Source organism: Microbacterium sp. NPDC060132 (assembly GCF_042729675.1).
Lineage (GTDB): Bacteria > Actinomycetota > Actinomycetes > Actinomycetales > Microbacteriaceae > Microbacterium > Microbacterium sufflavum.
Genome location: NZ_JBHWXU010000001.1, coordinates 290434 through 313912, shown reverse-complemented (window position 1 = coordinate 313912; position 23479 = coordinate 290434). Strand labels below are relative to the sequence as shown.

The 23479-nt window shown below is 72.9% G+C and carries 19 protein-coding genes; 11 read left to right on the top strand and 8 right to left on the bottom strand.

The window, feature by feature from the left end:
- Positions 1-8 precede the first annotated feature (8 nt).
- Complete coding sequence (locus ACFWCH_RS01610) at positions 9-320, bottom strand: hypothetical protein (RefSeq protein ID WP_378802758.1); 312 nt, start codon at positions 318-320, stop codon at positions 9-11.
- Complete coding sequence (locus ACFWCH_RS01605; protein WP_378802757.1) at positions 317-1900, bottom strand: PspC domain-containing protein; 1584 nt, start codon at positions 1898-1900, stop codon at positions 317-319. Before ACFWCH_RS01605 ends, ACFWCH_RS01610 begins: the two co-directional genes overlap by 4 nt.
- A gap of 114 nt (positions 1901-2014) precedes the next feature.
- Between ACFWCH_RS01605 and ACFWCH_RS01600 the strand changes: the two genes are divergently transcribed.
- From ACFWCH_RS01600 to ACFWCH_RS01590, 3 genes are all read left to right on the top strand, one after another.
- The gene (locus ACFWCH_RS01600) at positions 2015-3247 is read left to right on the top strand and encodes a PspC domain-containing protein (RefSeq protein WP_378802756.1); all 1233 of its coding nucleotides are present in this window, start codon (positions 2015-2017) and stop codon (positions 3245-3247) included.
- Positions 3240-3899 carry a response regulator transcription factor gene (locus ACFWCH_RS01595; protein WP_136037183.1) on the top strand — a complete coding sequence of 220 codons (660 nt, stop codon included), beginning with the start codon at positions 3240-3242 and terminating at the stop codon, positions 3897-3899. Before ACFWCH_RS01600 ends, ACFWCH_RS01595 begins: the two co-directional genes overlap by 8 nt.
- Before the next feature lie 143 nt (positions 3900-4042).
- Positions 4043-5611: a metallophosphoesterase gene (locus tag ACFWCH_RS01590; protein WP_378802755.1), complete on the top strand. Its 1569-nt coding sequence runs from the start codon at positions 4043-4045 to the stop codon at positions 5609-5611.
- Between the two features lie 52 nt (positions 5612-5663).
- Here the strand turns inward: ACFWCH_RS01590 and ACFWCH_RS01585 are convergent, their stop codons facing one another.
- The 4 genes from ACFWCH_RS01585 to ACFWCH_RS01570 form a co-directional block, all read right to left on the bottom strand.
- On the bottom strand, positions 5664-6071 hold the full coding sequence (locus tag ACFWCH_RS01585) for a DapH/DapD/GlmU-related protein (RefSeq protein WP_136033147.1): 408 nt from the start codon (positions 6069-6071) through the stop codon (positions 5664-5666).
- A gap of 81 nt (positions 6072-6152) precedes the next feature.
- Entirely contained in the window at positions 6153-6926 is a 774-nt protein-coding gene (locus ACFWCH_RS01580) for a DNA-formamidopyrimidine glycosylase family protein (RefSeq protein ID WP_378802754.1), read from the bottom strand.
- Positions 6926-7735, bottom strand: coding sequence for an EI24 domain-containing protein (locus ACFWCH_RS01575; RefSeq protein WP_378802753.1), 810 nt, complete (start codon positions 7733-7735; stop codon positions 6926-6928). The genes ACFWCH_RS01580 and ACFWCH_RS01575 overlap by 1 nt, the downstream gene beginning before the upstream one ends.
- A gap of 56 nt (positions 7736-7791) precedes the next feature.
- Positions 7792-12369 carry an ATP-dependent helicase gene (locus ACFWCH_RS01570; protein ID WP_378802752.1) on the bottom strand — a complete coding sequence of 1526 codons (4578 nt, stop codon included), beginning with the start codon at positions 12367-12369 and terminating at the stop codon, positions 7792-7794.
- A 126-nt stretch (positions 12370-12495) separates the two neighbouring features.
- Here ACFWCH_RS01570 and ACFWCH_RS01565 point away from each other — a divergent pair, with 126 nt between their 5' ends.
- On the top strand, positions 12496-14484 hold the full coding sequence (locus ACFWCH_RS01565) for an acyltransferase family protein (RefSeq protein ID WP_378802751.1): 1989 nt from the start codon (positions 12496-12498) through the stop codon (positions 14482-14484).
- A complete protein-coding gene (locus ACFWCH_RS01560) occupies positions 14481-15176 on the top strand; it encodes a DUF1361 domain-containing protein (protein ID WP_378802750.1) in 696 nt (231 codons plus the stop codon). Before ACFWCH_RS01565 ends, ACFWCH_RS01560 begins: the two co-directional genes overlap by 4 nt.
- Before the next feature lie 49 nt (positions 15177-15225).
- Here the strand turns inward: ACFWCH_RS01560 and ACFWCH_RS01555 are convergent, their stop codons facing one another.
- Positions 15226-16920 carry an ABC-F family ATP-binding cassette domain-containing protein gene (locus tag ACFWCH_RS01555; RefSeq protein ID WP_378802749.1) on the bottom strand — a complete coding sequence of 565 codons (1695 nt, stop codon included), beginning with the start codon at positions 16918-16920 and terminating at the stop codon, positions 15226-15228.
- Positions 16921-17204: 284 nt separating this feature from the next.
- On the opposite strand from ACFWCH_RS01555, the gene ACFWCH_RS01550 reads away from it, so the two are divergent.
- On the top strand, positions 17205-17552 hold the full coding sequence (locus tag ACFWCH_RS01550; RefSeq protein WP_378802748.1) for a hypothetical protein: 348 nt from the start codon (positions 17205-17207) through the stop codon (positions 17550-17552).
- On the opposite strand, the gene ACFWCH_RS01545 is transcribed toward ACFWCH_RS01550, so the two are convergent.
- Positions 17525-18205, bottom strand: coding sequence for an alpha/beta hydrolase (locus ACFWCH_RS01545; protein ID WP_378802747.1), 681 nt, complete (start codon positions 18203-18205; stop codon positions 17525-17527). The genes ACFWCH_RS01550 and ACFWCH_RS01545 overlap by 28 nt on opposite strands.
- Before the next feature lie 72 nt (positions 18206-18277).
- Here ACFWCH_RS01545 and ACFWCH_RS01540 point away from each other — a divergent pair, with 72 nt between their 5' ends.
- The 5 genes from ACFWCH_RS01540 (at position 18278) to ACFWCH_RS01520 (ending at position 23478) form a co-directional block, all read left to right on the top strand.
- Entirely contained in the window at positions 18278-18883 is a 606-nt protein-coding gene (locus ACFWCH_RS01540; RefSeq protein ID WP_136044474.1) for a DUF4916 domain-containing protein, read from the top strand.
- Positions 18884-19037: 154 nt separating this feature from the next.
- Complete coding sequence (locus tag ACFWCH_RS01535) at positions 19038-20522, top strand: APC family permease (RefSeq protein ID WP_136044473.1); 1485 nt, start codon at positions 19038-19040, stop codon at positions 20520-20522.
- A gap of 15 nt (positions 20523-20537) precedes the next feature.
- On the top strand, positions 20538-21311 hold the full coding sequence (locus tag ACFWCH_RS01530; protein ID WP_136035653.1) for a gamma-glutamyl-gamma-aminobutyrate hydrolase family protein: 774 nt from the start codon (positions 20538-20540) through the stop codon (positions 21309-21311).
- Positions 21312-21343: 32 nt separating this feature from the next.
- Complete coding sequence (locus ACFWCH_RS01525) at positions 21344-22108, top strand: SDR family NAD(P)-dependent oxidoreductase (protein WP_136033124.1); 765 nt, start codon at positions 21344-21346, stop codon at positions 22106-22108.
- A complete protein-coding gene (locus ACFWCH_RS01520) occupies positions 22105-23478 on the top strand; it encodes a glutamine synthetase family protein (RefSeq protein WP_378802745.1) in 1374 nt (457 codons plus the stop codon). The genes ACFWCH_RS01525 and ACFWCH_RS01520 overlap by 4 nt, the downstream gene beginning before the upstream one ends.
- Position 23479 lies beyond the last annotated feature (1 nt).

Here is a 23479-nt window from a genome sequence, read left to right as displayed (position 1 = left end):
CGTCCAGGCTACTCGGCGGTGTGCGCGACCGGCGCCTCGGCCGCATCGGGGGCGAACGCCGCGACGCCCTCCGTCCGCCGGCGTTGGCCCCGCCGCACGAGCCCGGCGGCTCCACCCACCAGCAGCAGCGCACCGGCGCTCAGCAGCACCACGGTGAGGATGGTGGCGGGCGTGAGGGTGCCCACTCCGTCGGCGAGGGCGGCGCGGCGGTCGTCGTCGGCGAGCACCCACAGGGCGGCTCCGGCGATCGCGGCCAGCACCACGCCCCAGATGATGGCGGTCCAGCGGGTGCGCGGGGTGGTGATCGTGTCGGTGCTCATCGGTCGTCCTCCGGTGATTCCTGGACCGTGATGGCGATGACGCCGCTGGTCTGGTGGATGGTGACGGGTTGCACGGTGGTCGGCGAACCGGAGCCGGACGTGATGTCCTCCGACACGGTCCAGGTGCCGTCGTCGCGCGTGAGGGGCCAGGTGCCGCTGTCGGTGATGCGGCCGGCCTCGGGGTCGACGCGGATCCAGCTCACCTCGACGTCGTCGCCGACCGTGCCGCGCAGCGCCAGGCGCACTCCCTCGTCCACGAAGATCTCGGTGCGACCGGAGCCCTTGTCGATCAGCATGGGCCGCGGTCCGTCGTCGTGCGCGTGCAGCTGCACGTACAGGTCGCCGAACGGCTGACGCACCTGCGCCGGCTGGTTGTTCGAGATCGACGCGTACCCCAGCGTGGTGCCGGGCACCGCCGCGAAGCCGCCCGCGACGAGGCCGCCGACGAGCGCCGCGATGGTCGCGAACGCGAGGAAGCCGCTGCGGCGCCGGAGTGCCCCGGCGACGATCATCGACACCGCGAGCACGAGCGCGGCCGACAGCAGCCCGAGCGCTCCGCCCAGGCCCTCGCCCACCGCGAGCCCCACGCCCGCACCGACAACGATCGCGAGTCCGAGCGCGGCCATCACCGCGGCGAAACCGGCACGCGGGTTCGACGCCCGGCGGACGCGTCGTCGCTCGGCGGCCTCCGCGGCGAACACCGCGGCCTCGGCCTGGCGCTCCCGTCGCAGCTGATCCCTGGCGGCACGCTCCGCATCCTGCTGCTGGCGCCGCCACGCCTGGTCCTGCTCCTTCCAGGCCGCGTGCTGCGCGCGCCACGCCTCCAGCGCGGCGGGGTCGTTCGCTCCGGGCGGCAGGGGCGCGGGAGGGGCGGGCGGGAGGAGGCCGGTGTCGGCGAGCGGCTCGGTGTCCGCGGGGGTCGCCGCCGCGGAGTCGAGCGTCGACGGCGGGACGGAGGTGGCGTCCGCCCCCTCGGCGGGACCCGAACCCGCGAGGGGGGCGGACGCGCCCGGGGCCGCCTGACCTGCGGAAGCCATCGGCAGGTCCGGCGCGGAAGCGCCCGGGGTGCGGCTCGCAGCGCGCACGATCAGGAAGAGCAGGCCGGCCGCGAGCACCAGGCCCACGATCCAGCTGAAGAGGGACAGCGCCGACCAGCTCTCGTAGCCCAGCCCGAACAGCCGCCCGGTGAGCGGTGCGGTGGGCAGGAGGCCGACGATCGCCATCGCGAGGATGCCCAGCTGCACCGGCTCGTACCGGCGCTCCAGCAGGTCGCGCAGGTGCACACGGCCGTCGGTGTCGGGCAGCAGCGCCCAGGCGACGGCGTAGAGGAAGATCACCGGCAGTCCGAACAGCGCGGCCACCACGAGCACCCCGCGCACGATCAGCGGGTCGATGCGCAGCCGTGCGGCGATGCCGGCCGCGACGCCGCCGAGCCACCCATCGGAGCGCGCGACCCCGAGACCGGCGACCCACAGCAGGAAGCGCTCGGCGCCGCGGGGAGCGGTGCGTCCGGAGGGCGCGGCGCCGTCGACCGGGGTGTCGGGATCGGCGGGCGGCGGGGGAGCGGTCGGAATCGTCATGCTTCGATCCTGCCGTCCGCCGCGGCCGGGCGACCATCGGGGGAACCCCTGAGCGGACCCTGGTTCCGCGTCGGGGGAGCCCCCGGACGGCGCGACGGATGATTGGATGACGGTATGTCCTCCTCGGCGTCCGCCCCCGCGCCCGCCGGTCGCGTCCCCGTGTCGACGCGGCCGCCGTTGGCGCGCGACCGCGACTGCCTGGTCGCCGGGGTGAGCGCCGGGCTCGCGCGCCACCTGGGTGTGCGCGCGTGGATGGTCAGGGCGCTGTTCCTCGCGCTCACGCTGTGTGGCGGCGCCGGCGTGCTGCTGTATGCGTGGTGCTGGGCCTTCATGCCGTGGGCGGAGGGGGAGGCCGCGCCCACCCGTCGCGTTCCCGTCGCGTGGCTGCTGCTCGCCCCGGCCGCGGTGGGCGCCCTCGTGATCGTGGTGTGGCGGGGTGGGAGCGAGGCGCTCGACGGGTCGATCCCGCCCTCGGTCGCCGCCGTGGTCGTCGGCGGCACCGCCCTCGGGGCCACCGCCGCCGGGCTCTGGGCCACGCTGATCGACCGCACCGACACGGCCCGCGGCCCCCGGCACACCGTGTGGGTGCGGATCCTCGCCGTGCTGCTCCTCGGGCTCGTCTCACTGCTGCTGCTGTCCTGGCCCATCGCCCGCTCCGGGGTGGCCCTGGCGCTGCTGCCGCTCGGCGGGCTGATCGCGGTGGTCTCGTCGTCCCTGATCCCGCGGTGGCGCGAGCTGGCGGGCGAGCGCATCCGGCGCATCAGGGAGGAGCAGCGCAGCGTGATGGCGGCGCACCTGCACGACTCCGTGCTGCAGACGCTCGCGCTCATCCAGAACCGCGCCGGCGCATCGAGCGAGGCCGCCCGGCTCGCCCGCGCGCAGGAGCGCGAGCTGCGCGCCTGGCTGTACGACGGCGACGCCCCGGCCGACAGCGACCTGTCCACCGACCTGCGCGACTACGCCGCCGCGCTCGAGCTCGACCACCCGGTGCGCATCGAGGTGGTGTCGGCCGGGCTGTCCGCGGAGCGGGCGAGCGGGGAGCTGGCGGCGGCCGCCCGCGAGGCGATGCTGAACGCGGCACGGCATGCGGGCGGCGAGGTCGCGGTGTACATCGAGGGCAGCGCGCGGGGTGTCGACGTGTACGTGCGCGACCGCGGCAGCGGCTTCCGCCTCGACGACGTGCCCGGCGACCGCCTGGGCGTGCGCCAGTCGATCATCGGCCGCATGCGCAGGGCGGGCGGGTCGGGCGCGGTGCGCAGCGACGACGGCGGCACCGAGGTGCACCTCACCCTGCCGGCGGCTCCCGCGCAGGACCGGACCCCGCTCGGACAGGAGACCCGTGGCTGACCGCATCCGCGTCGTGATCGTCGACGACCACTCGATCTTCCGCTCCGGGCTGCGCGCCGACCTCGACGCGAGCGTGACCGTGGTGGGCGAGGCGGCGGACGTGCCATCCGCGGTCGCGGTGATCGCCGAGACGCAGCCCGACGTGGTGCTGCTCGACGTGCACCTTCCCGGTGGTGCGGGCGACGACGCGACCGGGGGAGAGGCGGTGATCCGCGGATCGCTGCCGTCGAGCACGCGGTTCCTCGCGCTGAGCGTGTCGGATGCCGCCGCCGATGTGGTGCGGGTGATCCGTGCCGGGGCCCGCGGCTACATCACCAAGGGCTCGTCGGGCGGCGAGGTGAGCGCGGCCGTGCACGCGGTCGCGGAGGGCGACGCGGTGTTCTCGCCGCGCCTGGCCGGGTTCGTGCTCGACGCGTTCGGCGCGGTCGCCGGGGAGACGGCCACCGCGACCGACGAGCTCGATCGGCTGTCGGCGCGCGAGCAGGAGGTCATGCGGCTGATCGCCCGCGGCTACGCCTACAAGGAGGTGGCCGCCGCGCTGTTCATCTCCATCAAGACGGTCGAGACGCACGTGTCGTCGGTGCTGCGCAAGCTCCAGCTGTCGTCCCGGCACGAGCTCACCGCGTGGGCGTCGGAGCGCCGACTGCTCTGATCGGGCGTGGTCCTGTCATACTGCCCGTTGTGCATTCGGCGTCCGACCTGTGACCCTGGATGCACCTCCGCTGTGGGACGGAGAGGGCGGGCGGTCGATCGTGGGGATCGACGGCGAACGGGGGTGGGGAGATGCGCTCTGCGATGCGCAGGAGCCGCGGTGTGCGGGTGCTCGGCGGGGTGCTCGCCGTGCTCGGGGGACTCGTGCTGGCCTCCCCGGCGGCGATCACGAGCGCCGGGGACGACGAGCGCGAGCGTCCGGAGCCCTTCACGATCGTGGTGCTGCCCGACACGCAGAAGTACACCGTCTCGGACGAGCTCGCGCAGAGCCTGAACGCGCAGACGCAGTGGATCGTCGACACCCGTGAGCAGCTCAACACGAAGTTCGTGATCCAGGTGGGCGACCTCGTCGACTCCTGGCCCGACGTGCACCAGTGGGAGCGCGCGAGCCGCGCGATGGCGATCCTCGACGACGCCGGGGTGCCCAGCTCCGTGCTGCCGGGCAACCACGACCTCGACGTGACGACGGGCGAGTCGAGCACGTACGACGAGTACTTCCCGCCGAGCCGCTACGCCGATGCGACCTGGAACAGCGCGACCGTGTCGTACGGCGGGTACCTCGGTCAAGACCAGTTCGGCCAGGACGGCATCGACCGCCAGAACAAGGACAACTACAGCCTGCTGACCGTGGGCGACACGAAGCTGCTGCTGCTCAGCCTCGAGTACGAGACGCCCGCGTACGCACTGGATTGGGCGCAGCGCGTGATCGACGCGCACCCCGACCGGACGGTGATCCTGGCCGTCCACGGTCTCATCACCACGGGCGGCGCGCGGTCGACCGCCACCGAGCGCACCGACGTGACCCCGGTGACCGAGGTCGACCTGTGGCGGGACTTCATCTCGCAGAACTGCTCCATCGCGATGGTGGTCAACGGGCACTGGGCGGTGGGAGACGCGGGCGAGGCGCGGCGCAGCGACCTCAACGCGTGCGGGCGCCCCGTGCCGCAGATCCTGTCGAACTACCAGGGCCGCGCCAACGGCGGCGACGGGTGGCTGCGGTACTACACCGTCGACCCGGCCGCGGGCACGGTCGATGCCCACACGTATTCGCCCACGCTGCGGCAGTACGAGAAGGACTACGACGGCCGCTTCACGTTCCCGCTCGACCTCACGCCGACGGACGACCGGGTGCTGTTGCGCGGCGGGTCGGACTGGAAGGTGTGGAACGAGCTCGGCGCGTGGCCGCGCGGGTGGAAGAGCGCGGCGTTCGACGACGACGACTGGCAGACCGGCACGGCCCCGCTCGGGTGGGGCAAGGGCGTGCAGACGCCGATCGACCTCGGCCCGCCGCCGGAGAACCGCGCGCGGGCGATGCTGTTCCGGAAGACGGTGGAGCTGGACGACGTCGAGGAGCTGTCGACGGTGACGGTGAGCACGAGGGCCGATGACGGCGTCGCGGTCTGGGTCAACGGCGCCCTGATCGGCACCTCGCACCTCGCGTCGAAGAAGCCCACGAGTGAGACGTTCGCAGACGTCGGGCGTTCGACCGACAACGCCACGGACGACCCCGTGACGTTCACCGTGCCGCGGGGCCTGCTGCACGACGGCGAGAACGTCGTGGCCGCCTCCGTCCACGTGAACTACCTGGGCACGAACAGCAGCACGTTCGACCTCGTGATGACGGGTCGGCGATCCTCGTCCGACGGCGAGTGACCGTCCGCCGGGCGGTGATGCCCGGTGCGGCCCGGCCCTGCCCGAGTCGCGGTCAGGCGGCCAGCCAGAGGCCCTTCTGATCCGTGGCGACCGTGAGGCCGGCGGCGACCGTCTCGTCGTCGCCGATGCGGGCGCCGGGAACGATGCGGGCGCCGGGTCCGATGTCGGTGCGGACGCCGACGTGCGCGTGGTCGCCCACCGCCGCCCCCGGTCCCACGTGCGCGTGCGCGTCGATGTACGCGCCCTCGCCGATCACGGCGTCTTCGTCGATCCACGCCCCGCGCGCGATGATGGCTCCCGCCCCGACGCGCGCGCCGGGTTCGATGTAGGCGCCCGCCTCGATGTGTGCCTTGGGGTGCACCTTCGCGCCGTGCGCGACGAGACCCCGACCGTTGGCGTGCTTGCGGTACCGCAGCGTCGCCCCGTGGTCGTTCTCGATGTCGACGTAGTTCTTGCCCACGATTCCTCCCGTGTTCCGGAGTTCTCCGGATATATCAACAACCACGGGCGGGGTGTTTTCATTCCCCCGGATGGATGCGGCTCAGCGCTGGCAGCGCGGGCACCAGAACGTGATGCGCTCGCGGGTGGGATCGGCGCCCTGCTCGCCCCGTCGGATGAGGGTGCCGCAGCGGCGGCACGGGCGTCCGGCACGTCCGTACACCCATGTCCCCTGGCCCGGACGATCGATGCCGGTGAAGGTGCGGTGGCGGCGGTCGCGGTTCGCGCGGATGGTGCGCACACCCAGGTCGAGCAGCGCGGCCACATCGACGTCGGCCGTCGGCGTCGTCGGGAGGATTCCGCGCAGGAACAGGAGTTCCGCGGCGTACTCGTTCCCGAACCCGGCCACGTTTCGCTGGTCGAGCAGCGCCACGTGGATGCTGCGGGCGTCGGCACCGAGTCGTCGCACGGCCTCGGCCGCATCCCAGTCCGCGGCGAGCGGATCCGGTCCGAGGTAGCCCACCAGCTCACCCTCGTCGCGGGTGGGGACGACCTCGACCTCCGCGATGTCCACGCCGACGGCCTCACGCTCCGCGGTGCCCACGATCGCGCGCACCTTGAAGGCCGGGTGCCGCCACCTCTCGCCGGCGCGGTACACGAACCAGGCGCCGTCCATGCGCAGATGGGAATGCAGTGTGCTGTCACCGATGCGCAGCAGCAGATGCTTGCCGCGCGGCACCGCCGCGTGCACGCGCTGTCCGGTCAGGTCGACCGTCGCGAAGCGGGGCACGCGCAGGTCGAAGCGCGTGACCTCGGCACCCGCCAGTGCCTCGTCGAGACGCCGTGCGGTGCGGAAGACGGTGTCGCCCTCGGGCATCAGCGCCTCCCGTCCGGTGAGGGCGGCGTCACGGCGGGCGGAGCGGCGGCATCGGACGGGGCGGTCGCCGCGGGCAGGGGCCGGCGGGTCATCATGTCGCGGGCGAGCATCGTGCTCCCGGCGACCGCAGCGGGCATCACCGCGATCGCGCCGCCGGGGATCAGGAAGCACAGCTGCGTCGCGACGCCGAAGCCCAGCACGCGCGCCCTGCTGCCGGAGAACAGGACAGCGCGGTCGGACGGGCTGAGCTCACGCGCATCGAACGCGCGCCCGGTCAGCTCGCGCGCCAGCAGCCGTCCGGTCAGGATCACGCCCATCACCGGGGCCAGGACGCCGCCGACCGCCGGGATCAGGCCGAGCACCAGCACGAGCAGCGCGATCAGGATGCCGAGGACCACCAGCCGCAGGCCCTCGCCGACGGTGGTCCAGAACCCGCCGCCGTCCGTCGCGGGCGGGTGGCCGAGGTCGACCTCGACCGCGTGCCAGATGCGCTGGTAGAACGGGTCGCCGATCGTGAGGGTGAGGGCGCTGAACACCGAGCTGGCCAGGGCCAGGGCGGCCGCGACCACCACGAGACCGACGGCCGTGCGCAGCAGACCGCGCCAGGGCTCGCCCCACCGGTCGGCGAACGGCGTCAGCCAGGACGAGATCGACGGCATCCCGATGATGAGCGGGATGATCGCGGCGGCCAGCACGATCACGGCGATCACCGCGGGGATCAGCCCGAGCGCCATGAGCCCCGGGCGCGTGCGCCACACACCGAAGCCGCGGAACAGGGTGCGGACGCCGGCGCTGAACTCTCTGACCATGGCTCCAGGGTAGGTGTCGGGCGGGCGGGGTGGCGGCGACGAGCGCGCGGGAGTGCTCAGACGGCCTTGCGGAGCGTGAACCCCCGCGGCGTCTGCACGAACCCGGCCTCCTGCAGGGCGGCCGCGAGCTCGGTGCCGTAGACGCCCTCGCCGTTGACCTTCTCCACCGTGAGGGTGTCGAGGCGGCGGTCGCGGGCGGTCGCCGCGAGGTCGGCGGTCGCGGCGCGCAGCACCTCGGGGTCGTCGGTGAAGCACAGCACCGTGCGCCCGCCGCGCTCGAGCGACAGCACCAGCGCGCCGTCGACCAGCACCACGAGACCGCCCGCCTTGCGCCCGGGCCGGTGCGACACGCCGTCGAGCTTCGGCCAGCCGAGCGCGGCGCCGTAGGGGTTCGCGGGGTCGGTGGCCGCGAGGGTCACGGCCGTGCGGGGCGGCGGATCCGCGAGCCCCGCGTAGGTGCGCAGCCGGTCGACCGTCGCCGAGGCCGCGAACTGCGCGGCGCCGAGCTTCTCGATCACATAACCGCGCCGGCAGTGTCCCGCCTCCTCGAAGCCCGCCAGCACGCGGTACGCCTGGGCGAAACCGCCGGGCACGCCCTCCGCCTGCACCGCGCCGCGGGTCACCACGCCGTAGCGGTCGAGCAGGAGCCCGGCGGTCACGGTGGCGCGTCGCGCGGCATCCGTCTCGATCGCCGGCAGCAGAGACCAGCGTCCGCCGATCGAGGTCGGCCGCGGTGCCGTGCGCGTGAGCGACATCCCGCGGTAGGTGCGCGCGCGGGGGGCACGCCGCTTCACCTTGTGCGCCTGCGACCCGCCCGCGAGCAGCGAGCGGATGGGCGCGAAGGTGTCGTTCGTCACGTGCCCCGACCAGGTCAGGGCCCACAGCGCCTCGAGCACCGACTGCTCGTTCTCGGCTCCGGACATGTCCTTCAGCTGCGCCGCGAAGTAGGCGCCGCCCGCGGCGAGGGCGTCGAGCAGCCGGGCCTCCAGGGAGTCCGCGGCGATCTCGGCGTCGGGCTCGGGAAGCGTGAACGGGGCGAGGTCGACGGGGTGCAGCGACACCCAGCCGTCACGGCCCGGAAGCGTGCCGTGGCCCGACCAGATCACCTCGCCCGCGGCCGTGAGCTCGTCGAGCATCGCGGGGGAGTAGTCGCGCACCCGCGACGGCAGCACGAGCGACTCCCACGCGCTCGCGGGGATCGGCACGCCCGCGAACTGCTCGATCACGGTGAGCACGCCGTCGATGCCCTCCAGCGGCCGACCGAGGTGCTGCCAGTCGGGCAGGAATCGCGCGTAGGCCTCCGGCGACACCGGCTCGACGGAGCCGCGGATCGCCGCGAGCGAGCGCATGCGCAGCCGTCGCAGGACCTCGGTGTCGCACCACTCGAGGTCGTCGCCGCTGCCCGCCGCGGTCGGCAGGAAGTAGCCGCTGGTCAGACGACCGTTCGTCTCCAGGCGCTGCAGCGTGTGCCGGGCGACCGCGGCGCCGAGACCGAACCGGGTCGCGACGGCCGTGGTCGTGAAGGGCCCGTGCGTCCGGGCGTACCGCGCCACCAGGTCGCCCAGGGGATCGGCGACCGGCTCGAGGAACGCGACCGGGATCCCCGTGGGCAGGGCCGCGCCGAGGGCGTCGCGCAGCCGACCGGCGTCTTCGATCGCGGCCACCCTGGCGACACCGGCCACGGTGACCGGGATGGCACGGCGGGCGCCGATCAGCTCATCCAGCAGCGTCGCGGCGCTGGCGCCGGCGGTCGAGTCGGGGTCGAGTCGCGCCGACACCTCGTCGGCGTCGAGCGGGCCCAGCATGCGCAGCAGGTCGGCCACGCCCTCCAGACCGCGCACCCGCCGCTCGGGGTCGAGGCGCTGCGCCTCGCGCTCGAACTGCGCGATCACGTCGGGGTCGAGCAGCTCCCGCAGCTCCACCGTGCCCAGCAGCTCGCCCAGCAGCGCAGGGTCGACGGAGAGGGCGGCCGCCCGGCGTTCGGCCAGCGGCGAGTCGCCCTCGTACATGAACGCGCCGACATACCCGAACAGCAGGTCGCGGGCGTAGGGGGAGGGCTGGCCGGGCTGGGTCTCCACGAGCCGGACGCGGCGGTCGCCGATCGCGGTCGCGAGCTTGCGCAGGGACGGCAGGTCGTACACGTCCTGCAGCACCTCGCGCAGCGTCTCCAGGATCACCGGGAACGTGGGGTGCCGTCGGGCGACCTCGAGCAGCTGCGCCGACCGCTGCCGCTGCTGCCACAGGGGCGTGCGCCGGTTGGGGTTCGTGCGGGGCATGAGCAGCGCCCGCGCCGCGCACTCGCGGAACCGGGAGGCGAACAGCGCCGAACCGCCCACCTCCTGGGTCACGAGCTGCTCCAGCTCGTCGGGGTCGAACACGAACAGCTCGGCGCCGGGCGGCTCGGCCTCGGCGTCGGGGATGCGCACGATGATGCCGTCGTCGCTCGCCACGGCGGAGCCCTCGACGCCCAGCCGCTCGCGCACCCGCGCGTTGATCGCGAGGGCCCAGGGCGCGTGCACCTTCATGCCGTACGGGGAATGGAGGATCACGCGCCAGTCGCCGACCTCGTCGTGACCGCGTTCGACCGTGAGGGTGCGGTCCGTCGGCAGGGTGCCCGTCGCCTCGCGCTGCTCGGTCAGGTGGGCCATCAGATTGGCGCGCGCCTGCTCGTCGAGCCCGGCCTCGATCAGCCGCTGCTGCGCCTTCTCCGGTGAGGCGGAGGAGACCTCGCGGGAGAACGCGCCCAGGGCCTCACCGAGCTCGAACGGCCGGCCGATCCCGTCACCGTGCCAGAACGGCACCTTGCCCGGCTGGCCGTACGCGGGGATCACGTTCACGCGGTCGTGCGTGATCTCGGCGATGCGCCAGCTCGTGGTGCCGAGCGTGAACACGTCGCCCACGCGCGACTCGTACACCATCTCCTCGTCGAGCTCGCCGACCCGCGCCCCGGTCGACTCGCCCGCGACGAACACCCCGAACAGCCCGCGGTCGGGGATCGTGCCGCCGCTGGTCACCGCGATGCGCTGCGCCCCGGGGCGACCGGTCAGCGTGCCCGCGTCGCGATCCCACACCAGACGCGGCCGCAGTTCGGCGAACTCGTCCGAGGGGAAGCGGCCGGCGAGCAGGTCGAGCGTGGCCTCGTACGCCGAGCGCGGAAGGGACTGGAACGGCGCGGACCGCCGCACGGTCTCGAACCACTCCTCGACGCTGATGGCACCGAGGGCGCTCGCCGCCACGGTCTGCTGCGCGAGGATGTCGAGCGGGTTGCGCGGCACCTGGATGGCCTCGATCTTGCCGGCGAGCATGCGCTCCGTGACGATCGCCGTGTGCAGCACGTCGCCGCGGTGCTTGGGGAACAGGGCGGCGCGACTGATCTCGCCCACCTGGTGCCCGGCGCGCCCGACGCGCTGGAGCCCGGACGCGGCGGACGGCGGAGCCTCGACCTGGATCACCAGGTCGACCGCGCCCATGTCGATGCCCAGCTCCAGGCTGCTGGTCGCGACGACGCAGCGCAGCACGCCCGACTTCAGCTCCTCCTCGACCTGCGCCCGCTGCTCCTTCGACACCGAACCGTGATGGGCTTTCGCGAGCACCGGATCCGCTCCCGCGGTCGCCCCCGCCTGCGCCATCATCGCCGCGGGCACGGACGCGTCGGGAAGCGCGACCCCGATCCGCTCGGAGTAGATCTCGTTGAGGCGTCCCGTCAGCCGCTCCGCGAGGCGGCGGGAGTTCGCGAACACGATCGTCGAGTTGTTCTGGAGGATGCGGTCGACGATCGCCTCCTCCACGTGCGGCCACACCGAACCGGTCACCTCGGTGTATTCCGCGTCGATCCCCGGTGCCTCGGGCGGCGCACCGGGGGGCGGCGGCGGGTTGGTCATGTCGTCCATCGGCACGACCACGCCCAGCTCGAACGTCTTGGACGCCGGCGGGGCCACGATCTCGACCGGGTCGGCTCCGCCGAGGAACCGCGCGACCTCGTCGAGGGGTCGCACGGTGGCGGACAGCCCGATCCGCTGCGCCGGCTTCTCGTTGCCGTGCGCGGCCCGCAGCGCGTCGAGGCGTTCCAGGCTGACCGCCAGATGCGCGCCACGCTTGGTGGCTGCCACGGCGTGCACCTCGTCGATGATCACGGTGTGCACGTCGCGCAGGGTCTCCCCGGCGCGGCTGGTGAGCATCAGGTACAGCGACTCGGGTGTGGTGATGAGGATGTCGGGCGGGTCGGACACGAGCTTGCGCCGGTCGCTGGAGGTGGTGTCGCCCGAGCGCACCCCGACCGTGACCGCGGGGGCGGCGAGCCCCAGTCGCCGCGCGGACTGCCCGATCCCGATCAGCGGGGACCGCAGGTTGCGCTCGACGTCGACACCCAGCGCCTTCAGCGGGGAGATGTAGAGGATGCGCGTGCGCCCGGAGTCTGCGTCCACGGGCGCCTCGGCGCGCTCGCGGAACACGCTGTCGATCGCCCAGAGGAACGCCGACAGCGTCTTGCCGGAGCCCGTCGGCGCGACCACGAGCGCGTGCTTGCCCGCCGAGATCGCCTCCCACGCCCCCGCCTGAGCGGGAGTGGGCGCGGTGAAGGCGCCGCGGAACCAGTCCTGGGTGGCGGGCGTGAAGCGTTCGAGCACATCGCTCATCCCCCCATCTTCGTGGACGCCGCCGACATTGGGGCCGACGGGCGCTCGCCCCGGCGCGACAGGGGCGCACTCAGGAATACCGGGTAACGTCTAGCGTGTTACCGTCCGAATCGAAGTGACATCCTCATGCCTCTCCTCGCCTCCTCCTCCGCCGCCTCGGCGTCCCCCTCCTCTCGCGTCTCCGGGCTGACCGGACTGCGCGCCCTGGCCGTCGTCGCCGTCCTCGGCTACCACCTCCTCCCCGCTGCGGTGCCCGGCGGATTGATCGGCGTCGACGTCTTCTTCGTCGTGAGCGGCTTCATCGTCACCCGACTCCTGCTGCGCGAACGCGCGCGCACCGGCCGGGTGTCGCTCGGCGCGTTCTGGGCGCGGCGCGCCCGACGCATCCTGCCGGCACTCGCGCTCGTGCTGGCCGTCTGCATCCCGCTCGCCTTCCTGGTCGCTCCGCACCTGCTGTCGGGCATCCGGCGTCAGTTGATCGGCGCTCTCACGTTCAGCTCGAACTGGCTGGCGATCGCCGCGGACGGCGACTACTTCCAAGCCGACCAGCCCGACCTGTTCACCAACCTGTGCTCGCTGGCGGTCGAGGAGCAGTTCTACCTGATCTGGCCGTTGCTGCTGGTCCTGCTGCTGGTGGTCGTGCGCTGGCGTCGCCGCACCGTCGTCGTCCTCGCCCTCGTGCTGGCCGTGCTGTCAGCGGGGGCGATGGTGCTGCTGTCGGCGCCGCCGCTGGGATCGCCGACCCGCGCCTACTTCGGCACCGACACCCACGCGTTCGGACTGCTGCTGGGCGTCGCTCTCGCCGTCGGGATGGGAGCGGGAGAGGTGCGCATGGCCACCGGTCGGCAGGCCGTGGCGCGGACGGCTCTCGGCGTCGCCTCGCTCGGCGTGCTGGTCGCGCTCGCCGTGGTGCTGTCGGACGCATCTCCCGCTGCCGCGCACGGCGGCCTCGCGCTGGCCAGCCTCGCCGCTCTCGGCCTGATCTGGTCGGCGGCGACGGTGCCGCCGCTCGGCCGTGTGCTGGATGCGGCCCCGCTGTCCTGGCTGGGCGAGCGCTCGTACGCGGTCTACCTGTGGCACTGGCCGCTGCTGCTGATCCTGGGGGCCACTCCGCTCGCGGCGCAGCCACTGCTCGTCGCGGTCGTGACGGCGGCGCTGTCCATCCTCGTCGCCGCGCTCTCCTACGCCTTCGTCGAGACACCCTTCCGGCGCGGCCTGCGCGTGCATCCGCCGCTTCCCCGTCGACACGTCGTGCTGCCGGCGCTCGTGGTCGGGGTGCTGGCGGTCGCGAGCGCGGGCATCGCGATCGGCCATGACTACGCCTCGGCGGCCGAGGCCCTCGTCGAGCGCGGCCGCGAGGCGATCGCCCACGCCGCCCCCGCCCCGGCCGCGTCGCCGCAGACGGGTTCCGGCGCCGACTCCGGTCCGACGCCCTCGCCCTCGCCCTCGCCGACCAGCACCGCGGCGACGCCGCCGCCCATCCTCGGCACCGACATCACGGCGGTCGGCGACTCGGTCATGCTCGCCGCCGCGCCCGAATTGCAGAACGCGCTGCCCGGCATCGCCATCGACGCCCAGGTCTCGCGCAGCATGTGGCCGGCCACGGGCATCCTGTCGTCGCTCGCGAATGACGGTGCCCTGCGTCCGACGGTCGTCGTGGGGCTGGCGACCAACGGCGGCGTCGATCCCGACCTGCTCGCCGACATCCTCGGGATCGTCGGCCCGGACCGCACCCTGGTGTTCGTGAACGCGCACGCGCAGCGCAGCTGGATCCCGGGCGGCAACGCGACGCTCGCCGACTTCGCCGCCGCGTATCCGAACGTCACGGTCGCCGACTGGGACGGTGCCATCACGCCCTACCCTGACGACCTCGCCGGCGACGGCATCCATCCGCAACCCGCGGGCGGCGACATCTATGCGGCGGTCGTCACGGGGGCGATCGCCCAGGCGCACCTCGACGAGGCACAGGCCGCCGATGCAGCCGCGAAGGCCGCGGCCGATGCCGCCCGGGAGGCGGCGAAGGCGGCGAAGAAGCCCGCGGCGGCGACCGCTCGTCCCGATGACACGCAGCACGACGATTCGCACGCCGTCCCGACCCCCACGCCGACGCCGTGACGGCGGTCCTGCTGATGGGGGCGGGGGTGGTCGCTCTGAACCTGTATGCGCTCGCCCTGGTCCTGCTGCGCGCGCCGGTGTATCGCGTTCCGCTGTATCGGCCTATGGTGCTGAACCTGGCGCTGTCTGCCGCGCCGGCCCTGGTTCTGGCGGCCACCCTCGCCATCGAGGTCGCCGTCGATGCCCGCGCCTCGTCGCCCGTCCCCTGGATCATCCTGGTGATCGGGGCCGTGGTGTGGCTACTGCTCCTGCCGAACTCGGCCTACCTGATCACGGAGCTCAACTTCACGCACCGCCGCGAGGGCGACGTGGTGCCGCTGTGGTTCGATATCGTCGCGACCCTGGCACTGGCGATGTCCGGGGTGTTGAACGCGCTCGTCAACGTTTTCGTGGTCCAGATGCTCGTGGTGGCGATCTGGTACGAGGACGACGCCGCCCCCTTCACCCGTGCGGACTCTTGGCTGGTGGTCGCCGCCGTTCTCGTGCTCGTGTCGTTCGGCATCTATCTCGGCCGTCACATCCGCTTCAACTCGTGGGACCTCGCGCGCCCGATGAGGTTCGCGCGGCTGCTCGTCGCGCACTTCGCGGCGCCGGGACGAGTGACCGAGGCCGTGGGCTTCTGCGTCGTGCACACCCTTCTGCTCGGCATCCTCTACGCAGTCGTCGCCGTGCCTCTGGCGGTGTCGGTCTGAGTCGCGTGCGGGTCCCGCGCCGCCGGACGACGCCGCGGGACCCGGGCGTTCACGACGGCGGGAGCGCCGTCTCCTGCAGCGCACCCTCCGCGTCGATCTCGAGGGTGAGGTCGAGGTCGAGTCGCCGCAGGAACGCATCATCGTGGCTGACGATGAGCACGGCGCCGCGATAGGTGCGCAGCGCCTCGACCAGCTGATCGACCGTGTCCAGGTCGAGGTTGTTGGTCGGCTCGTCCAGCACCACCAGGTGGGGCGCCGGGTCCGCCAGGAGGAGTCTCGCCAGCGCCACGCGGAACCGCTCGCCCCCGGACAGCGCCGCGACCGGGCGCTCGACGGTCGCTCCACGGAGGAGGAACCGGGCCAGGCGGTTGCGCAGCTCCTTCTCCGGCACGTGCGGGGCCCGGCGGGCGATGTTGTCGAACACCGACGCGCCCTCGTCGAGGCCGTCCACGCGCTGCGGAAGGTAGCCGATCCGGTCGGTGAACGCCTCCGCCCGCAACTCCGGCCGGTCGTCCCTCGGGAGGTCAGGCCCGGAATCGGCCACACCGGGTGGAGCCGCTGCGATGGGGTCCCGATCTCCTGTGGCGCGAACACCGCTGGCGACGAGCTGTTCGAGCAGGGTGGTCTTGCCGGCGCCGTTGCGACCGATCAGCGCCACGCGCTCGGGGCCCTGCACGATCCAGGAGCGCTCGCCGTCTCCGAGCTCGGCGATGCGGCGCGCGCGGGAGACCTGCGGGTCGGGGAGCTCGATCTTCATGGTGTCGTCCGAGCGGATCCGGCGCCCGGCCTCGTCGTGCGCGGCGCGGGCCGCCTCCTCCTTCGCCCCGACCTCGGTGCGCAGCTTGCCCGCCGACACCTCGGCGGCCATCTTCCTGCCATGTGCGATGATCTTCGGCACGCGCTTCTCGACCTCGGCCTTCTTGGCGGTGCGGGCGCGGTGGGCGAGCTTGACCTCCGCCTCGATGCGCTGCCGCTTCTCCTTGCGCAGCGCCTGCGCCGCGGCGACCTCGGCCTGCCGCGCCGCGTCCTGCTCGGCGTCCAGCCACGCGCGCCACTCGGAGTACGGCCCGCCGAACACGCTCAACGTCTGCCCGTAGAGCTCCGCGGTGTCGTCCATCAGCTCGAGCAACGACAGGTCGTGGCTGACCACGATGAGCGTGCCCTTCCACGCCTGCACCATCGCGCCGAGCGTCGCCCTGGCGTCGCGGTCGAGGTTGTTGGTCGGCTCGTCCAGGAGCGTGATCGGCGCGCGCCGCAGGCGGATCCCGGCGATCGCGACGAGGACGGCTTCGCCGCCCGACAGCTCACCCACGGTGCGATCGAGGAACGCGGGGGCGAGTCCGGCCTCCGCAAGGGAGGCCTCCGCGCGCGCCTCGATGTCCCAGTCGTCGCCGACCGCGTCGAAGTGCGCGGGATCGACGTCGCCCGCGGTGATGGCGCGCACCGCGTCGAGCGCGGTGGAGACGCCGAGCAGCTCCGCCACGCGGCGGTCGACGTCGAGCGTCAACTGCTGCGGCAGGTACGCCACCTCGCCGGAGGTGGAGACGGATCCGGACGTGGGGGTGAGCTCGCCGGCGATCAGGCGCAGCAGGGTGGACTTGCCGGCGCCGTTGCGTCCGACCAGGCCGGTGCGCCCGGACCCGAAGGCTCCGGAGACGCCGTCGAGTGCGACCGAGCCGTCGGGCCACGTGTAGGTGAGGCGGTCGAGCACGACCGAGGGATGAACGGTGGTGGGGTATGACACGGGGTGTCTCCTGTCGAGTGCGGGGGTGCACTGACACCGGGGCCCGGGGTGGCGCGAACGGGTCGCACCCGGAGGGCGGGGTCTGCCGGGGAGTCGGCGATCGTCGGGTCAGCGCGCGGAAAGAGGAGCGCGGAGGCGACGATTCAGATCAAAGGACTTCCAGACACGGCGGACAGGACGCCACGACGATACCCGGGCGTGTCGGCGTTCGCAACTCCCGGGCGTGTCGCGCCTCCGTCGCACGGGGGATGCCGGCACCGCGACGGATGCGTAGCGTGGGAGGCATGGCGGATCGGAACCCCAGCCCGGAGGAACTCCGGGCACGCACCGGCCTCGGCGTCGGCCTCGCGCTCGGCGTGGCGATCGGCGTGTCCCTCGGCATGGCGATGAAGAACTGGGCCCTCGGCATCGGCATCGGTCTGGCGATCGGCGTGGCTCTCTCGGTCGCTTTCCGCGGCTCCGAGCGGGCGGACCCGAGCGGGCCGGACGGCGAGCGAGACCCGGGGCATCCGGAGGACGGGGTGGACGGGGGTGAGCGGGAGCGCCCGGAAGCTGCGGCGGACCCGGGAACTCCGGTCGACCCGGGAGTCCCGGGGGAGCGCGGTCAGGACGGGCGGGACCCCTCCGCCTGATCCGCGTCGATCCCGTCGACCCAGGTCGTGAGGAAGCGGTGCACGTCGCCGAGCTCGTCCTCGGAGATGCTGTGCGTGAGGCCGCTGTAGACGCGGCCGGACAGCTCGGCGTGCGACGGCAGCCACTGGGCCGTGTGGTCGATGAGCGCCGGAGGGATCACGTCGTCGTGCGTGCCGCGCCCCCAGAACACGCGGGGCCGGAGCTCCGTCAGGGCGTCGTCGCCCGGCAGCGGCTCCGGTGCGACATAGCCGCTCAGTGCGACCACGGCGTCGAAGCGCTCCGGCGCGAGCCGCAGTGCCTGCAGTGACACGGCCGCGCCCTGCGAGAACCCGAGCAGCGCGACCGACGGGGCGTCGCCCGCCGCGGCGTCGAGCCAGCGGAGGAACGCCTCCGCCGCGAGCGTCACGGCGGTCGAGCTGCGCCCGTCCAGGCCCTCGATCGGGTACCAGGAGCGTCCGGGCTGGGGCCACGGCGGCGCGAGCGGTGCGGCGACAGAGGCGACGGCGAGTCCGCCGGGCAGGTAGGGGACGAGCCCGAACAGGTCGTGCTCGTCGGCGCCGTACCCGTGCAGCAGGACCACGAGGGGGAGCCCGGCGCGCTCCGCCGTCGACCAGCGGGTGGCGGTGTCGTCGATCGTCAGAATCTCACTCACCCCGTCATCCTGCCAGGCGGCACCGACGCGCCGCCGGTGTCCCTCGTCGGAGGGTGCTGATAGAAAGGACGCATGGCGGTGCGCACACCCGATCCCGATCCGGAGCCCGACGACGAGGGCCTCGGCGCGTTCCGCGACGCCACTCCGCCGGCGCCGGACGCGAACCCCGGCTGGCTCAGCGACGTGGAACTCGAGGAGGCGCGTCGACGCCTTCCCATGCTGTACGTCGAGGCGATCCCGGTCCGCACCGACGGCTCCGGTCAGGTCACGGAGATCGGCATCCTCCTGCGCTCCACGCCGATGGGGGAGATGACCAGGACCATCGTGTCGGGTCGCGTGCGCTTCGGGGAGACGATCCGCGACGCCCTGTTCCGTCACGTCGAGAACGACCTGGGGCCCATGGCCTTCCCGCTCCTTCCCCCGCAGCCGCTGCCGTTCACGGTGGCGGAGTACTTCCCGATCCCCGGGGTCAGTGCCTATCACGACGACCGCCAGCACGCGGTGTCGCTGGCGTTCGTGGTGCCGGTGACCGGGACGTGCGAGCCGCGGCAGGACGCGCTGGAGGTCACCTGGTTCTCTCCCGAGGCCGCCGCGTCCGACGCGGTCGCCGCCGAGATGGAGGGCGGCCGGGGCACGCTCATCCGGCACGCCCTGGCGAGCCTGGGCCTGCTGCGCTGACCGCGCGCTGACGGCCCCGGGAGCGGGGCGTCGCGCTGTTCGTCGTGCCTCGGCGGACGGGGATGATCGCCGTTACGTGGAAAAGTCTTGCGCTGTCGCCGATCAATGGGCTAAAGATTAGACCATTGATCCAATCGGCAAAGGATGCTTCGACATGGATGCTTCGACAACGACGTCGCCCTCCGCAGAACAACCCCGCGAGCGCAACCTCCGCGGCAACCTCGGGGCGGTGGCCGTCACCTTCATGGTGATCGCCGCTGCCGCGCCCCTCACCGTGGTCGGCGGCATCGTGCCGATCGGCTACCTGCTCGGCAACGGGATCGGCTTCCCGGTCATGTTCCTCGTGGCCACCGTGATCCTGCTGCTCTTCTCCGTCGGCCTCACCGCGATGAGCCGCTACCTGCCCCGCGCCGGCTCCTTCTTCGTGTTCATCACGCACGGACTCGGTCGCACCCCCGGCCTCGCCGCCGCCTACCTCGCCCTGGTCTGCTACACCACCGTGCAGATCGCGGTGTTCTCCTACCTCGGCGCCACCATCTCATCGAGCATCGCGCTGCTCGGCGGGCCCGAGATCCCCTGGTGGCTGCTCACCCTGGTCTCGGTCGCGCTGGTCGGTGCGCTCGGGTACCGGCAGATCGAGCTCAGCTCGCGCGTGCTCGTCGTGGTGCTGCTCGCCGAGATCGGGATCGTCGTCCTGCTGGGGCTCGTCATCCTCGTCACCGGCGGAGCCGACGGCGTGACCTTCGGCTCGTTCGTCCTGCAGAACGTGCTCTCCGGGGCACCCGCGCTCGGGCTGATGTTCGCCATCGCCAGCTTCATCGGGTTCGAGTCCACGGTGGTGTACCGCGACGAGGTGCGCACGCCGGAGCGCACCATCCCGCGCGCCACCTACGCCTCCGCGATCGTGATCGGCGTCTTCTACGCGTTCGCCGCCTGGACCGTGGTGGTCGGCGTGGGGGAGGGAGACGTGATCGACGAAGCCGCCGCCGACCCCACGACCCTCATCACCCGCGTCACCGAGCAGTACCTCGGCCCGGTCGGCTCGGTCGCCGTGGCCCTGCTGTTCCTGGGCAGCATGTTCGCGGCGGTGCTCTCGCTGCACAACGTGCTCACCCGCTACCACCACGCCATGGCCAACGCCCGCGTGCTGCCCGACCGCGTCGGCAGCGTGCACACCCGACACGGATCGCCCCACGTCGCCTCGCTCGTGCAGGTCGCCACCTCGGGCGTCGCGATCGCCCTGCTCGCCATCCTCGGCTTCGCGCCGGAGAACATCTTCTCCTGGTTCGCCGGCATCGGCACCCTCGCGATCGTGATCCTCATGGCCGTGACCTGCCTCGCCGTGATCGTGTACTTCGCCCGCACCCGCGCCCTGCGCAGCCCCTGGCACACCGTGATCGCCCCGGGCCTCGGCCTGCTCGGGCTGGCGGTATCCGCCGTGCTCATCGCCGCGAACTTCCCGCTGCTCGTCAGCGACGTCGACGCCGACGGCAACCCGGCGTGGGGCGTCATCAGCATCACCCTCGTCGCCGTCGTGATCATCGCCCCGGTGATCGGGCTGGTGCAGGCGGCGATCATGCGGGCGAGCGCACCGGCGGCCTACGCCCAGATCGTGCGGCGCTTCGACGAGAACGCCTGACCCCGAAACCGAAGGATGGACATCATCAGTCTCCCCGCCCTGCCCCGGCCCCTGATCGGCATCTCCGGTCGTCGCACCAGCGGCGCGGCGATCGGCGCCCCGTACGGCTTCGCCGACGCCCCGCTGGAGGCGTACCTCAGCGAGTACGCCACCTCGGTGCTCCGCGCCGGCGGCCTCCCCGTGCACCTGCCCATGGATGCCGACCCGGCCGAACTCGTGGCGCGGCTCGACGGCGTCGTCATCGTCGGCGGCGACGACGTGGACCCGCGCCGGTACGGGCAGACCCCCGGCCCGTTCACGCCCCTCGTCGACCCGCAACGCGACGAGTTCGAGTCGGGGCTGATCCTCGCCGCGATCGAGCGCGCGCTGCCGCTGCTGGGGGTGTGCCGGGGAGCGCAGCTGCTCAACGTGGTCCGCGGCGGCACCCTGCATCAGCACCTCGCCGCGGGCGAGGGCGAGTCGCACGGCTCGTACGCCTACCCCCGCGCCCACCGGGTGCACGAGGTGCGCACGGCAGAGGGCAGCGTCGTGCACGGCCTCTACGGCGAGAGCACCCGCGTGAACTCGTTCCACCACCAGGCGGTCGACGCCCCCGGCGCCGGGGTGACCGTGACCGGCTGGGCGCCCGACGGCGTCGTCGAGGCGATCGAGCTCGACGGGCTGCCGGTGGTGGGCGTGCAGTGGCACCCCGAGACCTTCGGCGGTGACCCGGTCTTCGACTGGCTCGTCGATCAGGCGTCCGCGCACACCGCGGTCGCCCCCACCCCCGCAACCGAGAGCGTCGCCTAGGCGCCGCAGACGCACGAACAAGGAGAGACACCATGCGACACGCAGACAGGAACGCCTTCATCACGGGCGCAGGATCCGGGATCGGCCGCGAGACCGCCCTCCGCCTGGCGAGCGAGGGGGCACGCATCCTCGTCACCGACGTCTCGGCCGAGGGCGCCGCCGAGACCGTGCGCCTGATCGAGGCGACCGGCGGCACGGCGCTCGCGGCGGTGGTGGACGTGCGCTCGCGCGAGCAGATCCGCGCCGCGGTCGCGCAGGCCGCCCAGGCGTGGGGAGCCCTGCACCTGCTCGTCAACAACGCCGGCGTGGTCACCGAGCACTCGTTCGAGACGCTCACCGAGGAGGCGTGGGACTTCGTCTTCGACATCAACCTCAAGGGCCAGTTCCTCGTGGCGCAGGAGGTGGCGCCGCTCATCGCCGAGTCGGGCGGCGGCGCCATCGTCAACCTCTCCACCGTGGAGGCACTGGTCGTGGTGACCAGCACCGGCACCGCGCAGCCGCACTACAACGCCAGCAAGGGCGGCGTGCCCATGCTCACCAAGGCGCTCGCGGTCGAGCTCGCGGCCAAGAACATCCGCGTCAACTGCGTCGCCCCCGGCCCCATCGCGACCGACTTCTTCGACTACGAGAGCGTCACCAGCCCCGAGGCGCTGGAGTTCATGAAGCAGCGGCTGCTCGTGCCGCGGGTGGGCCTGCCGAGCGACATCGCCGCGGCCGTATCCTGGCTGCTCAGCGACGAGGCGTCCTGGATCGACGGCATCCAGCTCCCCGTCGACGGAGGGTGGCTGACGCGATGATCGACGACGTGCGCCTGGCGCCGGACGAACTGGAGGCCGCGGGGATCCGCACCGTGATCGTCGCGACGCCCGACCTCCAAGGTCGGCTCGTCGGTCGCCGCATCCCCGTCGAGGGCTTCGGCCGGGTCGTGGCGAACGGCGTCGACATCTGCACCTGCGCGTGGGCATGGGACATCGATCAGGGGCTCGAGCTGATCGACCAGAACCGCTTCGCCCTGTGCGGCATGCACAACGGCGTGCCCGACGTCACGCTGCTCCCCGACCTCGACACCCTGCGTCCTGCGGCGTGGCTGGAGGGTGTCGCGATCTGCCTCGCCGACCCGGTCGACGTGCACACGCACGAGCCGATGCCGCTGTCGCCGCGGGTGATCCTGAAGCAGGAGCTGGCGCGCCTGCGCGACCTCGGTCTCACGCCGCTCGCGGGCACCGAGCTGGAGTTCTACCTGTTCCGCAACGACCCGCGGGAGCTGCGCCGCTCGGGGTTCCGCGACCTCGATCCGACGACCCTCACCCCCTCCGACTTCATGATCCACGAGGGCAACCTCTACGAGCCGTTCTTCCAGAGGCTGCGGTCCGACCTGCGCGCGAGCGGCATCCTCGTCGAGGCCGCGCAGAGCGAGTGGGGTCTCGGGCAGTGGGAGATGACGTTCGAGTACGGCGACCCGCTGGAGATGGCCGACCGGCACGCGCTGTACAAGCTCGCGGTGCGTGACACCGCCGCCCGGGCGGGCATGTCGGTGACCTTCATGGCGCGTCCGCTCAACGACCAGCCGGGCTCGTCGTGCCACGTGCACGTGTCGTTCGTCGACGACGAGGGCACGGCACTCTTCTGGGACGACTCCGACCCCGATCACCTCAGCCCCCGCATGCGCTCGGCGATCGCCGGGGCGCTGGAGCACGCGCCGGCGCTGATGGCGTGGTACGCCCCGACGGTCAACTCGTACCGCCGCAGCAACTCCACCGACGTCGCCGGCAGCGGGCGCACCTGGGGCTTCGACAACCGCACCACCACGGTGCGTGTGGTCGGACACTCGCCGCAGGCGCTCCGGTTCGAGTTCCGCCTGCCCGGCGCCGACACCAACCCGTACTTCGCGCTCACGGGCATCCTCGCGTCGGCCCGCGACGGGATGCGGACGGGGGCCGAGCTCGGCGATCCGGTGCGCGGCAGCGCCTACGACCTCCCCGGCGACAGCGCCATGCCCGCTGACCCGCGGCAGGCGGGAGCGCTCTTCGCCGAGAGCGCGTTCGTGCAGGAGCTGCTGACGCCGGAGCTCATCTCGCATCAGCGCATCCTGCTCGACCACGAGTGGTCCACCTTCATGTCCCGCGTCACCGACTGGGACCTGCACCGCTACTTCGATCGGATCTGAG

What these genes read in the sequence shown, in the direction of transcription:
- ACFWCH_RS01550 (WP_378802748.1), top strand. Translation starts at nt 17,205, where the DNA reads ATGGCGGATCGGAACCCCAGCCCGGAGGAACTCCGGGCACGCACCGGC.
- ACFWCH_RS01610 (WP_378802758.1), bottom strand. Translation starts at nt 320, where the DNA reads ATGAGCACCGACACGATCACCACCCCGCGCACCCGCTGGACCGCCATC.
- ACFWCH_RS01520 (WP_378802745.1), top strand. Translation starts at nt 22,105, where the DNA reads ATGATCGACGACGTGCGCCTGGCGCCGGACGAACTGGAGGCCGCGGGG.
- ACFWCH_RS01565 (WP_378802751.1), top strand. Translation starts at nt 12,496, where the DNA reads ATGCCTCTCCTCGCCTCCTCCTCCGCCGCCTCGGCGTCCCCCTCCTCT.
- ACFWCH_RS01605 (WP_378802757.1), bottom strand. Translation starts at nt 1,900, where the DNA reads ATGACGATTCCGACCGCTCCCCCGCCGCCCGCCGATCCCGACACCCCG.
- ACFWCH_RS01540 (WP_136044474.1), top strand. Translation starts at nt 18,278, where the DNA reads ATGGCGGTGCGCACACCCGATCCCGATCCGGAGCCCGACGACGAGGGC.
- ACFWCH_RS01570 (WP_378802752.1), bottom strand. Translation starts at nt 12,369, where the DNA reads ATGAGCGATGTGCTCGAACGCTTCACGCCCGCCACCCAGGACTGGTTC.
- ACFWCH_RS01525 (WP_136033124.1), top strand. Translation starts at nt 21,344, where the DNA reads ATGCGACACGCAGACAGGAACGCCTTCATCACGGGCGCAGGATCCGGG.
- ACFWCH_RS01575 (WP_378802753.1), bottom strand. Translation starts at nt 7,735, where the DNA reads ATGGTCAGAGAGTTCAGCGCCGGCGTCCGCACCCTGTTCCGCGGCTTC.
- ACFWCH_RS01600 (WP_378802756.1), top strand. Translation starts at nt 2,015, where the DNA reads ATGTCCTCCTCGGCGTCCGCCCCCGCGCCCGCCGGTCGCGTCCCCGTG.
- ACFWCH_RS01535 (WP_136044473.1), top strand. Translation starts at nt 19,038, where the DNA reads ATGGATGCTTCGACAACGACGTCGCCCTCCGCAGAACAACCCCGCGAG.
- ACFWCH_RS01530 (WP_136035653.1), top strand. Translation starts at nt 20,538, where the DNA reads ATGGACATCATCAGTCTCCCCGCCCTGCCCCGGCCCCTGATCGGCATC.
- ACFWCH_RS01580 (WP_378802754.1), bottom strand. Translation starts at nt 6,926, where the DNA reads ATGCCCGAGGGCGACACCGTCTTCCGCACCGCACGGCGTCTCGACGAG.
- ACFWCH_RS01590 (WP_378802755.1), top strand. Translation starts at nt 4,043, where the DNA reads ATGCGCAGGAGCCGCGGTGTGCGGGTGCTCGGCGGGGTGCTCGCCGTG.